Source organism: Shewanella sp. cp20 (genome assembly GCF_000832025.1).
Taxonomy (GTDB): Bacteria; Pseudomonadota; Gammaproteobacteria; order Enterobacterales; family Shewanellaceae; genus Shewanella.
In genome coordinates this window covers 42,650-57,179 of the sequence record NZ_JPII01000024.1, presented here as the reverse complement: position 1 = coordinate 57,179, position 14,530 = coordinate 42,650, and the positions used below count along the sequence as shown (strand labels likewise).

10 protein-coding genes are annotated in these 14,530 nt (G+C 55.5%); 6 read left to right on the top strand and 4 right to left on the bottom strand.

All coding sequences use genetic code 11. The annotated features are described in order from the left end of the window. Nucleotides 1–72: 72 nt before the first annotated feature. Both DB48_RS08375 and DB48_RS08370 read right to left on the bottom strand, forming a co-directional pair. The gene (locus tag DB48_RS08375) at nt 73–1,692 is read right to left on the bottom strand and encodes a DHA2 family efflux MFS transporter permease subunit (RefSeq protein ID WP_041509846.1); all 1,620 of its coding nucleotides are present in this window, start codon (nt 1,690–1,692) and stop codon (nt 73–75) included. Then, on the bottom strand, nt 1,689–2,765 hold the full coding sequence (locus DB48_RS08370; protein ID WP_041509845.1) for an HlyD family secretion protein: 1,077 nt from the start codon (nt 2,763–2,765) through the stop codon (nt 1,689–1,691). The genes DB48_RS08375 and DB48_RS08370 overlap by 4 nt, the downstream gene beginning before the upstream one ends. A gap of 110 nt (nt 2,766–2,875) precedes the next feature. On the opposite strand from DB48_RS08370, the gene DB48_RS08365 reads away from it, so the two are divergent. The 3 genes from DB48_RS08365 to DB48_RS08355 all read left to right on the top strand — a co-directional run bounded on the left by DB48_RS08365 (nt 2,876) and on the right by DB48_RS08355 (nt 6,019). After that, nucleotides 2,876–3,811 (top strand): LysR family transcriptional regulator, encoded by a 936-nt coding sequence (locus tag DB48_RS08365; protein ID WP_041509844.1) that lies wholly within the window; start codon nt 2,876–2,878, stop codon nt 3,809–3,811. 107 nt (nt 3,812–3,918) lie between these two features. After that, nucleotides 3,919–4,644 (top strand): YebC/PmpR family DNA-binding transcriptional regulator, encoded by a 726-nt coding sequence (locus DB48_RS08360; RefSeq protein WP_041509843.1) that lies wholly within the window; start codon nt 3,919–3,921, stop codon nt 4,642–4,644. Nucleotides 4,645–4,984: 340 nt separating this feature from the next. Next, nucleotides 4,985–6,019: a DUF4382 domain-containing protein gene (locus DB48_RS08355; protein ID WP_041509842.1), complete on the top strand. Its 1,035-nt coding sequence runs from the start codon at nt 4,985–4,987 to the stop codon at nt 6,017–6,019. 75 nt (nt 6,020–6,094) lie between these two features. Here DB48_RS08355 and DB48_RS08350 read toward each other — a convergent pair whose 3' ends face one another. Both DB48_RS08350 and zntR read right to left on the bottom strand, forming a co-directional pair. Then, nucleotides 6,095–7,462 (bottom strand): SO_0444 family Cu/Zn efflux transporter, encoded by a 1,368-nt coding sequence (locus DB48_RS08350; protein ID WP_041509841.1) that lies wholly within the window; start codon nt 7,460–7,462, stop codon nt 6,095–6,097. 3 nt (nt 7,463–7,465) lie between these two features. After that, the gene (gene zntR, locus DB48_RS08345; RefSeq protein WP_041509891.1) at nt 7,466–7,942 is read right to left on the bottom strand and encodes a Zn(2+)-responsive transcriptional regulator; all 477 of its coding nucleotides are present in this window, start codon (nt 7,940–7,942) and stop codon (nt 7,466–7,468) included. A gap of 300 nt (nt 7,943–8,242) precedes the next feature. On the opposite strand from zntR, the gene purH reads away from it, so the two are divergent. The 3 genes from purH (at nt 8,243) to DB48_RS08330 (ending at nt 14,467) form a co-directional block, all read left to right on the top strand. Continuing rightward, nucleotides 8,243–9,832, top strand: coding sequence for a bifunctional phosphoribosylaminoimidazolecarboxamide formyltransferase/IMP cyclohydrolase (gene purH / locus DB48_RS08340; RefSeq protein WP_041509840.1), 1,590 nt, complete (start codon nt 8,243–8,245; stop codon nt 9,830–9,832). A gap of 51 nt (nt 9,833–9,883) precedes the next feature. Then, nucleotides 9,884–11,176: a phosphoribosylamine--glycine ligase gene (gene purD, locus DB48_RS08335; protein ID WP_041509839.1), complete on the top strand. Its 1,293-nt coding sequence runs from the start codon at nt 9,884–9,886 to the stop codon at nt 11,174–11,176. Between the two features lie 288 nt (nt 11,177–11,464). Beyond that, on the top strand, nt 11,465–14,467 hold the full coding sequence (locus DB48_RS08330) for a hypothetical protein (protein WP_041509838.1): 3,003 nt from the start codon (nt 11,465–11,467) through the stop codon (nt 14,465–14,467). Nucleotides 14,468–14,530: the final 63 nt, after the last annotated feature.

Below are 14,530 nucleotides of genomic sequence, written 5' to 3'. Positions count from 1 at the left end.
ACTGTGATTGGTATAACTGGCTCTTAGCCAGGTGCTAGCTGCTATAGGTGGTCGCTAACTATTGGCGATTACCTAGGCCGCGCCTGATTCATCGGCGTTAGGCTTGCGGATCAGCAGCACGGCCACTACCGCCAACATCAGCAGCACAGAGATGATGAGAAACACATCATTATAGGCCTGAACATAGGCCTGCTGCGTCATGGTCTTGGCCAACATTGCCTTGGCCTGCGCCTGGGCGGTAACGGGATCCGAACCCGCCTGAACAAATAGCTGACTGCTCTGCTGCAGATATTGATAGGCCTGGCTACTCACAGCCGTCACCGTCTGTTTCATCTCCGCCAGGTGGGTACGCGACTGATTGTCGATCAGGGTCGCCACCAGTGCGATGCCGAAGGCGCCACCCAGATTGCGGATAACATTGAGCACGGTCGAGGCCGACGGCGTCTGCTGGGCGCTGATATGCATAGTGGCGATAATGCCGATGGGCACCAGGATGAAGGGTTGGCCCAGGGCCCTGACAATCTGCGCGGCTATCATCTGATCGCCGGCAAAATCCAGCGTCATATGGCTGTTCATGTAGTAACTCAGGGCAAACATGCTAAAACCGAAGGCCGCCAGGTAACGCCCGTCAAATCTTTGCAATAGTCTGGGAACCAGCGGCAGTACCAGGAGTTGCGGAAAGCCCATCCACATGATCACCTCACCTATCTCCAGCGGACTATAGTCATGGATCTGTGACAGATAGAGGGGGATCATATAGATGGCCGAGAACAACGCCATCCCCAGCAGAAAATAGGCCAGGGTCGACAGGGCGAAGTCACGCTGCGCCAGTAATCTGAGGTTCACCAGCGGCGACGACTTACGCAGCTGAATAAAGACAAACAGGGCGATATTGATGACCGCAATGATGGCCAGATGCTGGATCAGCTCCGAGCCAAACCAGTCCTTACGATTGCCCTCCTCCAGCACCACCTCGAGACAGCCCATGCCCAGCGCCATGGTGACTATGCCGGAATAATCGGCGTTCTTCAGCTTGTCCCAGTCGATGGGGCGAGATCTCAGGCCATAGGCGAGCATTGCCATCACCAGGAGCCCGGGGGGAATATTGATATAGAAGAGATAGTGCCAGCTAAACTGCTCGGTCAGCCAGCCACCCAGGGTGGGGCCGATAGACGGTGCGAAGGTGGCGGTCACGCCAAACAGCGCCATGCCAGTGGCACGCTTCTCCTCGGGCAGCAGTTCCAGGATTAACCGAAAAGCCAGGGGGATCAGCGCGCCGCCGAAGAAGCCCTGCAGAGCGCGAAAGGCGATCATCGCCTCCAGATTCCAGGCGAGCGAGCAGAGGAATGACGCTAAGATGAAGGCCGCCGTGGTCCACAGCAGATAACGCCTCACCGACAGCCCCTGACTCAACCAGCCCGACAGGGGAATGGCGATCATCTCGGCCACCAGATAGGCGGTAGCAATCCAGGAGCCCTCCTCCAGGGTCGCCCCCAGGCTGCCCTGGATCTCCTTCATCGAGGCGTTGGTGATCTGAATATCTAAAATCGCCATGAAGGCACCAAGCAGGCCGGCGAATACGGCGACCCAGGAGCGAAGGCTGCCGCGCTCATAACCCTGGGGCCTGGCTGCTTGAACCTCTGACTCTGCGGCCTGAGGCGGAAGTGCCTGGGTGGCGCTCACGCTGCTCATTGGGTGGCCTTAACCGAAACCTGCTTACGATTGCTGGCGATCACTGTGTCTTGCGGCGCGCCCCGGGTATCTACCTTCACCACGGCACTAAGACCGGGCACTATGTTGATGCTCTCATCCAACGCCAAACGGATACGCACAGGAATGCGCTGCACTATCTTGGTAAAGTTGCCGGTGGCATTTTCCGCCGGCAACAGACTGAATTTGGCGCCAGAGGCCGGTGCCAGGCTATCGATCACACCAGTAAACTCCTGGTCGGGAAACGCGTCGAGATGAACCTGTACCAACTGCCCAGGCTGCATATGCTGGATCTGGGTTTCCTTGAAGTTGGCGGTGATCCACACCGCGCCATCCGGCACCAAACTGTAGAGCGACTGCCCCGGCTGCACATATTGGCCGGTCAGGGCGCCGCGTTTGCCTATCACCCCGGAGAAGGGGGCTCTGATCTGAGTATCGGCAAGCTGGATCTCGGCCAGCTCCAGCCCCGCCTTGGCCTGCGCCACCTGGGACTGACTCTGGTTCAGCTGGGCGTTAAGCACCGCCAGCTCCGCCTGCTTGGCCACCAGGGCCGCCTTGGCCTCATCTAAATGACCTACGGCCGAATCGAAGGCCGCCGTCGCCTGATCCACCTCATCTTGTGAGCTGTAGTCTCTGTGTCTTAACTTGGTGGTACGCTTTAGCTGCTGCTCTGCGCGGATCTTCTCCGCCTCGGCACTGGCCACCCCGGCTGCCGCCTGACGGATGATCGCCTGTTGCAGCGTCACCTTGGCCGACAGGGTCTGCAGCTCTGCCTGACGACTCTGCAGACTGGCCTGACTCTGACTCACCTTGGCGCGATACTGATTCGACTCCAGCTCGGCCAGCAGCTGTCCCTGCTCCACATGCTGGTTATCTGTCACCTTAGCGGTCACCACATAACCCGGCACCTTAACACTGATATTAGAGATATCGGCCTCGACATAGGCGTTGTCGGTCGATTCGATGAACCTCACCTGACTCCACCAGTAGTAGCCGGCAACCACAGCTGCGAGCAACAGCAGCGGCAGCACGATAAATAGGCGACGTTTTGACATCCAACCCCCACGAATAAACACCTTGATTAGAATTTGATAGTTTACTACTGTCTTATAATGTTTATTAGACAGTTAAAAAATTACCAACTGTTTCACAGGTGTAACAATAGATGGATTTGAATCGTATTCAGATGTTCGCCCAGGTGGTGGAAAAAGGCAGCTTCACCGCCGCAGCCAAGGCGATGGGTCTCACCAAGGCGACGGTGAGCCGTAAGATTGCCGAGCTTGAAACCGATACCGGGGTGCAGCTGCTGTATCGCACCACTCGGGCCCTCAAGCTCACCGAGGCCGGTAGCATCTATTACAACAAGATACAGAGGATCCTGATGGATCTGCAGAGCGCGGAAGATCAACTCAGCGCCAGCCAGGAGACCATCAAGGGCAACCTGAAGATAGTCTGCCCCATAGAACTGGGACAGCTGTTCTTCGGCCGTATCTTCGCCCGCTTCCTCGAGGCCAACCCCGGGATGACTCTGGACGCCGAACTGACCAACCGTAAGGTCGACATGATAGAGGAAGGCATAGACATTCTGTTTCAGGTGTCCGATGTGCGCGACTCGCGGCTGCAATCCTACCGGATACTCAACACAGACAAATCCTTGGTGGCCAGTCCAAGCTACCTGGCGCGCTATGGCATCCCCGCCACACCGCAAGATCTGATAAGCCACAAGGCGATTCGCCTCAAGTCGACCCATATCGACGGTGGCTGGACCCTGTTCGATGGCCAGCAGTGGGTCACCATTGAGCCCGAGGCCCAGCTAACCGTTAACAATGTCACCCTGGCGCGCGAGGCGGCCATCGAAGGGCTGGGAGTCGCCACGGCGCCGACCCTGGTGGCACAGGCAGCCATAGAGGAAGGGCTATTGATCCCGCTGTTGACCGACTTCCCCATGGCGCAGACCGCCATTACCCTGAGCTTTCCCCATAGGGCCTACCTGCCCCGCAAGTACCGCGCCTTTATCGATTATATCTATCAGGCGCTGTTTGACCGTAGGCCCGGAGAGATCCTGGAGATCCCAGATTTCATTACCCCACCCGAGCGTTAGCGGTTCGCGCGCCACAGTTTTGACAAAATAAGCAGCGGAGTCTGCAAAATCGTCGACAAAGCTGCTAACATTGGCCCAATTTTTTTCGCTTAAAGAGATATCGCAAGATGGGAAGAGCATACCAGAACCGCAAAGAATCTATGGCCAAAACGGCTGGGCAGAAGACGAGACTCTACTCTCGTTACGGCAAAGAACTCTATGTTTGCGCAAAGAACGGTGGCTTCGATCCTGACGGCAACCTGGCACTACGCCATATGATCACCAAGGCTAAGAAAGATCAGGTTCCTGCTCATGTCATCGAACGCGCCCTGGAGAAAGCCAAGGGTGGCGGCGGTGAAGACTATGAAACTGCACGTTACGAAGGCTTTGGTCCTGGCGGCACCATGGTGATCGTCGACTGTCTGACCGACAACGGTAAGCGTACCTTTACCGAGGTGCGTCAGGCGTTCGTGAAAAACGATGCCAAGCTGGGCAGCCCTGGCACTGTAGGTCATATGTTCGATCATCAAGCGGTATTTGCCTTCAAGGGCGAAGATGAAGAGGCCGTGCTTGAGGCCCTGATGATGGCCGACGTCGACGTCGCCGACATCGAAGTAGAAGATGGCATCATAAGCGTATTTGCGCCAAATACAGAGTTTTACAAGGCGAAGACGGCCCTCAACGAAGCCTTCCCTGAGACAGAACTGGAAGTGGAAGAGATCGCCTTCGTGCCTCAGACCATGACAGAGCTCAGCGACCCTGAAGTGATCGCCCAGTTCGAGAAATTCCAGGCCGCGCTGGAAGACTGTGACGACGTACAAAACGTCTACCACAACGCCGATATCAAGGCATAAATAAAAGTTTAACAGGCTAACGCTATTAGCTTGTTCTGTTATAAAAGCGATTCGTAGCACTTGCGCACGAATCGCTTTTTTTATTGCTATCCATTGTTATTTTTTTGACTTGTGCCAAGGGCTTGGCGCAAAGAGTGAGTGCTCACTGCCCGACCTATTAAACTTTATTAATACTTACCTCTTTAGCGCAATTTTCTGTGGACTTAGGCGTCTGTTCACCTATCCTTATAGCTGCACTGATTAAAATAAATAACCCCATCAAGCTGCCTGGCTTACCATCTACTCTCCGGGATGGCGAGCCGGGCATACTTGATAAACCAACATGACGAACGGGTAACCTATGAAGTATTCAAAATCGATTATCGCCATCACACTCACCAGCCTGCTTGCCGCCTGTGGTGGCAGCGATGATACGCCGGAAACACCAGAGACAGGTGTCTTCAGCCTAGGTGTTTCAGATAACCCAGCCGATGCCAAAGTGGTGAATATCGCCTTCAAACAAGTGGTGCTTAAGGGTAACGGCGAATCTCTGTCATTCGACGTATCCGAAGACGGTGAGCTGAAACACGTTGATCTACTGACGGTACAGGGTCAGGAAGTCGAAACTTTGGTTAGCGGCCAGTCTATCCCGGTCGGTGAATACCAGATGTGTATCTATATGCAGAACAGCGAAGTGGCCGACACCAACAGCTCTTATGTTAAGACCATGGATGACATGGATGCAGGCCTAGTCACCAACAGCAACGGTAGCTGTGGCGGCGTTGGCGCCGAAGAGCCTGGTACGGGTCGCCTCTTCTTCAACAAGGCCTTCACCATTGCTGCAGGCGTGAACAACTTCGTCGCCGAGTTTAACCTCTCACAGGGACTACAGGCGCCTCACGGCAACAAGGACTACTGGACCCTTAAGCCTACAGCAGTACAGCTGGTTAACAACGCCGAAGTCGGTGCCATTCACGGCATGATCGACGCCAGCGTGATGGCAGACTGTGAAGCCGCCGCCGGTGGCTCTGAGTTCCGCCCGGCCGTCTATCTGTACCCAACGGCAACCACGCTTGAGAATATGCTGGACTTCCGCCTGGAAGCCGACATTGTCGACCCTCAGGTAGCCCCTATCGCCTCGGCACGTGTTAACCCTGTTACCGACGAAACCGAGACAGTGACAGGCTATGAGTATGAGTTTGGCTTCGTTGCCGCGGCTAACTACAGCCTAGGTTACACCTGTCTGGCACAGAACGATGACCCAGAAGTGGCCAACGGCGCAGATGATGTTGAGGCACCTTTCTTCATCCATGTGGATGAGCAAGACGTCACAGTCACCCAAGGTACAACGACCGAGCGTGACTTCGAGGCCGCAGCAGAGACTCCTGCACCTTAAGTTAGACTTAAACAGACAGCAAAAAGGCACTCATTAGAGTGCCTTTTTTATTAACTAGAATGTGCTAACTCGATGTTATGAGCAGCAATCTCGGCGCCACCAGTTTTTCGGCAGCTTGGCCAGCAATACCTTAAGCATCAAAATTGCCAGTATGATGCCCGAGGCGTTCACCACCACGGCAGGCAACAGGTTATGTTGCTCACCCACCTGAGGCATCACCTCGAAACCGAAGGTTGCCACCAGGTAGTTCACCAAGACTCCGGCGATCAGGGCCACACCCAAGACACCACCGAGATAACCATAGAGGGCGCGCTTACCCAGTTCCTTGGTCACTACCCCCAGGGTGGCGATATTCGTCGCCGGGCCCGCCAGCATAAACACCAGCACGGCGCCGGGCGAGACGCCCGCCAGCAGGAGACCCGCGGCGATAGGCGTGGATGCCGTGGCGCAGATATACATAGGTACAGAGATAAGCACCATCACCAGCATGGCCAAGATGCCATCGCCCCACTTGGCCATGAAATCCCCCGGCACATAGGTCTGTACCAAGGCCGCAAAGAAGAGGCCGATCAACAGCCAGACTGTGGTGTCGCGCACCAGGTCGGTGGCGGCGTAATGCATGCCTTTGCCCATACGCACCAGTACCGAGGTGCCCTTGAGCTCGGTGGCAACATCTTTGGTGGACTCACAGCAACTCTCACCCGAAGACTGGCTGGTGTTCTGCTTGTCTGTGCTAGCACTCGAGCAGCATGAGCTAGCCACTTTGACCTCTTGCTTGCTGCTACAGCAAGAACTGACAGCTGCTGTCGCCGCCATGGGTTTAACCAGGGCATCCGAGCTTGCCGGGCGCATCATCATGGGCGAGGCATCTGCCGTCATGCGCACAGGAGCACTCGACTTGTCACCACAGCAAGCGGATGTCGTTTGTTTTACCACTGGCTTCTCGGCAGGCTTGCTAGCGCTACAGCAGCTTGCCGTTGCTTTGGTTGCCTTCTCTGTCACGGGCTGATTCGAACTCGCCTGAGCCATCTCCTCAACCTGACCTTCATCATCGTCACGGCCCACCAGCAGACCGGCCACAATGGCGCTGGTCACTGCGGCGATAGGTCTCACCACCGCCATGAAGGGACCGAGCAGCACATAAGAAACGCTGACCGAGTCGATACCCGTCTCTGGGGTAGATACCAAAAATGAGGTGGTGGCCGCCTTAGAGGCGCCCGAGCGGCGCAGGCCGACGGCGGCGGGGATCACGCCGCAGGAGCACAGTGGTAGGGGCGCGCCTAGCACGGCTGCCTTGATGGTCGTCTTCACCCCATGGCCCCCTAGCTGCTTCTGCATCCAGGTCATGGGCACAAACATCTTCAACATACCGGCAAGCACCAGGCCCAACAGCAGCCAGGGCGCGGAATCGAGAAAGAGATCGATGAAATTAGATAACAACATAGGTTAACCCTTTAGCTTACAACTGGTTTTATATTCGGTTTCGCTGTGATCATGACTGTGGTTTTCACACTTCACCTCGACGTTGGACTCGAGTGCCTCAAGAATAGAGCAATGTTCGGCGCTTTCCGGCCCGCCACAACAGGCATCGGATAGCCGTTGAAGTGACAGACGGAAATGATTCAGCTCGGCAATCTTCTCTTCCACATTGGCCAGCTTGATATCCACCATCCCTTTGACATCGGCGCAGGCCCAATTGGATTTGTCGAGATCGATGGATAACAGCTCGGTGATCTCCGACAGGGTAAAGCCCACCGCCTTGGCCCGCAGGATAAAGCGCAGGCGTTCGGCATCCTGCTCGGTATAGAGTCGATAACCCGACTCGCTGCGCATCGATGGCGACAACAAGCCATGTTTCTCATAGAAACGCAGGGTGTCGGCCTTCACCTCACACTGTTTGGCCAACTCTCCAATACGATACATCTTGCCTCCGTTAGCGCCTTTCATCATCACATTAATGCCAGTATAAACCTTAGAGTTAAATCTAAGGTCAAGGGTTATTCTGCAGCAAATCGCAATCTCTTGCTTGTTCGCCATGGCGTATTGTGAAATCGCACAGAAAAAAACAGCATGGCACACAGTTTTACGGTAAAATACGCGCGCCGCGATGGGGAGTTAAAAAATTGAGGGGCTTTTGGAAAGCAATACGCTTGGGGTTAGCAGCGACTAACTGTTCTGTTTTCCGAAAGATCCTTAAAATAACTACTGGACCCTGTACCTAAAATGAATAATGCCAGACCTATTCGTCGCGCGCTGTTAAGCGTTTCTGATAAAACCGGAATCTTAGAGTTTGCAAAAGCCCTGCATGCTCAAGGTGTTGAACTGCTATCTACCGGCGGCACTGCCCGTCTGTTAGCAGACAACGGTGTGCCTGTCATTGAAGTCTCTGACTACACAGGCCATCCTGAGATCATGGACGGCCGTGTAAAGACCCTGCACCCTAAAGTGCACGGCGGCATCCTCGGCCGTCGCGGTATCGATGAGATAGTGATGGAACAGAACGCCATTAAGCCTATCGATCTGGTTGCCGTTAACCTCTACCCCTTTGCCGAAACTGTGGCCAAAGAAGGCTGTACCCTGGCCGACGCCGTAGAAAACATCGACATTGGCGGCCCGACTATGGTGCGCTCTACCGCGAAGAACCACAAAGACACCACCATTATCGTTAACGCCAAAGACTATGATCGCGTGATCGCAGAGATGCAGGCTAACCAGGGCAGCACCACGCTGGAGACGCGTTTCGACCTGGCTATCGCCGCCTTCGAACACACGGCCGCCTATGATGGCATGATCGCCAACTACTTCGGCACCATGGTACCGGCACACAGCCAAGACGAATGTCACCAGGACTCTAAGTTCCCACGCACCTACAACACTCAGTTGGTGAAGAAGCAAGATCTGCGTTACGGCGAAAACAGCCACCAGAGCGCCGCCTTCTATGTGGATCTCAACATAGACGAAGCCTCGGTCGCCAGCGCGACTCAGCTGCAGGGTAAGGCCCTTTCTTACAACAACATCGCCGATACCGATGCCGCACTAGAATGCGTCAAAGAGTTCAGCGAGCCAGCCTGTGTCATCGTCAAGCACGCCAACCCTTGTGGCGTCGCCATCGGCAAGGATCTGCTGGAAGCCTACAACCGTGCCTACAAGACAGACCCAACTTCGGCCTTCGGTGGCATCATCGCCTTCAATGGTGAGCTGGACGCCGAGACCGCCAGCGCCATCGTCGAGCGTCAATTCGTCGAGGTGATCATCGCTCCCGTCGTTAGCCAGGCGGCTCGTGATGTCGTGGCGGCCAAGGCCAACGTTCGCCTACTAGAATGTGGTCAATGGAATACCAAGACCCGCAGCCTGGACTACAAGCGCGTCAACGGCGGCCTGCTGATCCAAGACAGAGACCAGGGCATGGTCGAAATGAGCGACATCAAGGTGGTGACCAAGCGTCAACCAACCGAAGCCGAGATGAAAGATCTCATGTTCTGCTGGAAGGTGGCCAAGTTCGTTAAGTCTAACGCCATCGTCTACGCCAAAGACAGCATGACCATAGGCGTGGGAGCCGGCCAGATGAGCCGCGTCTACAGTGCCAAGGTAGCCGGTATCAAGGCGGCCGACGAGAACCTGGAAGTCGTGGGTTCGGTCATGGCATCCGATGCTTTCTTCCCCTTCCGCGATGGTATAGACGCGGCCGCGGCAGCCGGTATCAGCTGCATCATCCAGCCGGGCGGTTCGATTCGCGATGAAGAGATCATTGCCGCCGCCGACGAACATGGCATGGCCATGGTCTTCACCGGCATGCGTCACTTCCGTCATTAATTTGCTTTCGCGCCTGGGTCACAAGCCCGGGCGCCATTTTAAGGATATAGCATGAACGTATTAGTTATCGGTAGCGGCGGACGCGAACACGCCCTGGCCTGGAAGGCCGCTAAATCCCCCCTGGTCGAGAAGGTCTTCGTTGCCCCAGGCAACGCCGGCACGGCGCTAGAGCCCAAGCTGGAAAACGTCGCCATCGCGGTGGAAGCCATCTCTGAACTGGTTGCCTTTGCCAAGGATCAGGCGATCGAGCTGACGATTGTCGGCCCGGAAGTGCCGCTGTCTCTCGGTGTGGTCGATGCCTTCAACGAGGCGAATCTGCCTATCTTCGGCCCGACCCAAGGCGCGGCGCAGTTAGAGTCTTCTAAGGCGTTTACCAAGGACTTCCTGGCTCGCCACAATATTCCTACCGCAGCCTATTCGAACTTTACCGAGATCGATCCTGCCAAGGCATATGTCACCGAAGTGACCGCCAAGACAGGCTTCCCTATCGTCATCAAGGCCGACGGCCTGGCGGCGGGTAAAGGGGTGATCATCGCCCAAGATCAGGCCGAGGCCGATGCCGCCATCGAAGATATGTTGGCCGGTAACAAGTTTGGCGAGGCGGGTTCTCGCGTAGTGATCGAAGAGTTCCTCAAAGGCGAAGAAGCCAGCTTCATCGTCATGGTCGACGGCAAAAATATTCTGGCCATGGCCAGCAGCCAGGACCACAAGGCCAGAGACAATGGCGACAACGGCCCCAACACTGGCGGCATGGGTGCCTACTCTCCTGCGCCGGTTGTGACCCAAGCCGTGCACGACTGGACAGTGGCAAACGTGATCCGTCCAACCGTAGACGGTATGGCCGCCGAAGGCAATGTCTACACAGGCTTCCTCTACGCCGGTCTGATGATTGCGCCAGATGGTAGCGCCAAGGTTCTGGAATACAACTGCCGCTTCGGCGACCCAGAGACCCAGCCTATCATGATGCGTCTCAAGTCTGACCTAGTTGAACTCTGCCTGGCCGCCACCCGTGGCGAGCTGGACAAGGTCACCGCCGAGTTCGACAGCCGCGCCGCCGTGGGTGTGGTAATGGCTGCAGGTGGCTACCCAGATGCCTATCGCAAGCATGATGTGATCGAGGGACTGAGCCTGGGCAGCGATGATGCCAAGGTATTCCATGCCGGCACCAGCATGAAGGATGGCCATGTGGTCACCAATGGCGGCCGCGTACTATGCGCAACGGCTTTGGGTGAAAACGTCACCCAGGCGCAACAGAGTGCCTATCAGCTGGTCAACGAGATCCACTGGGATGACGTCTACTTCCGTACCGATATCGCCTATCGCGCTATCGCCCGGGAGAACTAATACCCATAAAGGGATATTAATGAGAAGTTGAGATCCAGATCACGCTCACTTTTCATGCAATAAAATCGCATAAAAGCACCTATACTCTACAAGGGTATTAGGTGCTTTTTTATACAACTCAATGAGTTATGTTCTAAATTCGAATCATGTATTAAAAATAGCCTGAATACGCGATTTCTATACTGCAAAAAACACAATATTAGCATAATTCAATATTTTACCCCCTCATTGCAGCAGATTATTCACATATGTATACTCGCCGCCTCTGTTTTTTAAGCTGGAGGCTTAATGAGATACTACCTTCTATTGTTTACCCTTTTACTCACCGCTTGCGGCGGAGGCGACTCGGACAGTCCAGCCCCGCAACCCGAAAAACAAGCGCATCCCGGCATTCAAGTGCAGCAGCTGGTGCAAACCTACGCACCGGACCAGCGCCTCACGCCGGCGATCACAGGCAAACTGGGCAGCATCAGCTACCAATTGGCTAATGGCGCCCCGGCCGATGTGGTCAAGATCTCTGCCGATAAGCAGTATCTCACCGTCCTCAATGCCGGCACGACTGAACTGATCGCTACCGATAGCGGCAACAGCCAGACCAAATCGGCCAGCCAACGCTTTAGCGTCCTCATAGATAAGGCCCCTCGCTCACCGCTACTGACCAACGACATTAGTCAGGGCTATGTCGCAGGTGCAAAGCTGTCGCCAAACATCGGCGGCGTCAAAGGCACCCTCAGCCTCTCTCTGGCCGAAAATCAGTCTACTGACGTGGTATCTATCGATGCCCAGGGCAAACTCACCGTTATCGGCAGTGGCAGCGTTAACCTGCTCGCTAAGGACGATGGCGGCCGTAACTACCAGGCCGATACCCGTGAGTTTAAGGTCAGCATCTCGCTCGCCGAGACAGCCTTTGCGACTTATCAGGCGATCACCAACAAGCCGCTGATCTTTGGCGGTCAGCTAGTGCCCGTCTACAGCGGCACACCGACCACCGAGGTGCACTATCAGCTGGTCGCCGGCGCCAATACCCAGGTCGTTCAGGTACACCCCACCACAGGGGCGATGAACATTCTGGGCGCCGGTGAGACTCAGGTTGAAGTCGCGCAGGTCGCGCCCGCCAACCATACTCAGGTGCCGGTGCAGCGCTTTCGCGTGCAGATCAACAAGGCGGAAAATCTCGCCTTCAAGGCAAATGATGTGACGACCCGTTTCGCCGCCGACCAGACAGGCAGCTTCGATGTGACCCAGTCACAGGGCAAGCTACACTTCGCCATCAAGACGGGAGCCGCCGAGGATGTCATCAGCATCACAGATGCCGAGCTGGGCGAATTTAGCTTCCAGGGCGTAGGCGAGACCCAGGTCGAAGTGACCGATGCGGGTAATGACAACTACCTGACCACCAGCCGTACCTTTAAGGTCAAGGTCGAGGCGATGATCGCCAGCTCGCTGCAGGCGCTCAATATCGACAACCAATATCAGGCTAATCAGACCCTGTCGCCACAAGTTGCCGGTGCCAAGGGCACCCTGAGCTACCGCCTGACAGCCACCAGTGCCACCGATGTGGTAACACTCGACGCCAAAACCGGTCAGATGCAGGTTCTGAAACCCGGCACTGTTGAGGTAATAGTTAGCGACGATGGCGGCGAACTGTGGACGAGCCAAACGCAGCAATTTACCGTCTCCATCGACAAACAAGACAATGACCTGTTCGTCGTGGAAAATAGCCGCGTCGAATATAAGGCAAACGAACCATTCCTGCCGCAACCTAGCAACAATCAAGGCCAGGTGAACTATCAGGTCGAAAATGGTGGTGATGGCGTACTCAGTCAAGATGCCAATACCAAGGCGATCACTATTGTGGGCGCCGGCCGCGGCTGGATCACAGCAACCGATGCGGGCAATGAGTTTTATCATCCGGCCAGCAGCCGCTTCTTCGTCGACGTGGCGCCGCTAAACGGTAGCCTGCAGATCTCCTCAGTGCGCAGCCAATATGCACCGAATAAGACGCTAACCATTCCACTAACGGGCGCCATCGGCAGCCTGAGTCTGAAGCTACATAGCGGTCAGAGTGATGTGGTCAGTGTCGACCTAGCCAATAAGACGCTGACGGTTAAGAACGCGGGTAGCGTCACCTATTTAGTGACAGATAGCGGCGACGCCGGTCATGTGCCACAAAGCGCCGAGCTGAATGTGGTGATCGACAAGGGCGGCGAAAACCCTGAGCTAAAACTTGGCTCACTGTTGCTCAGCACAGTCTACGATCCGAGTACTCGCCTCAATGCACCGACCATCAGCGGCCGCGGCGTCGACAGTCAGATTAGCTACTATGCCGATATCGCCTCGAGCAAGGTGGTGAGTCTCGACCAGACCAGCGGTGCGATGACGGTTCAGGCGGCAGGCATGGCCAAGGTCACAGTGATCGAACAGAGCCGCAACTACGAGCGCACCCTACTCGACTTCAACGTCAGTGTCGCCAAGGCGGTTCATCCAGGGCTAAGCCTGGATGAGATCAGCCAGTCGGTGGTTTACTATCCGGATCGTAAGGTATCACCGCCAGAATTTACCAACGCCTTTGGTAAGCTCAGCTACACCTTTAATTATCCGGTGTCGCTGGAATATGCCGAGCTCACCTCAACGGGCGAACTCACCCTGCATGCTTACCCGCGTTCACGTGAAAACAACTACTTCGATATCACGGTTACCGATGATGGCGGCAACAACTATCAGAGTGCCAGCCTGAACTACAAGGTATACCTCAAGGAGATCGAGCCAGGCCTGGGCGAAGAGGCCAGCCTGACCTTCGATGGCAACGACTTGCAGCTGGTCTCACCGGCAGAGGTTGCCGCAGGTGACGTCTCCTACTTCACCGCTATCGGCGGACGTGGTGATGCCCTAAGTAAGGATGACAATGATGAACTAAGCGGTGGCTACACCACTATGGTGACTCAGATCTGTACCGACCCGGATAATTTAAAGGGCTGCACCATAGTGACGCTTAGGCTACAGCAGACCAGCCTGTGTAGCGATGGTAGCAGAGTGGCATACCCGCTCGCCTCAAGCAGCATCTATACCTGCCCGAACATGAGCCAGCCGGTCAGTTCAGAAGTGACCGTCAGCCTGAATGCGGACGATCCCTACAACGCCTGGTTCGTTAATCCGGGACGCTACCATAGCATTAGGCCGATAGTGGTCACCCACTTTGCCAAGCCATACCGCAGTGGCGGCGTGGTGGAGGCCGGCGATATTCAGGTCAGAGCCTGGTGGCTGATCAACCTGGATATCACCAAGGAGTAGGCGCTAAAGCCTCTAGTCAAACACCAAAAAGCCCAGTTCATTCTGGGCTTTTTATTTGCTTTA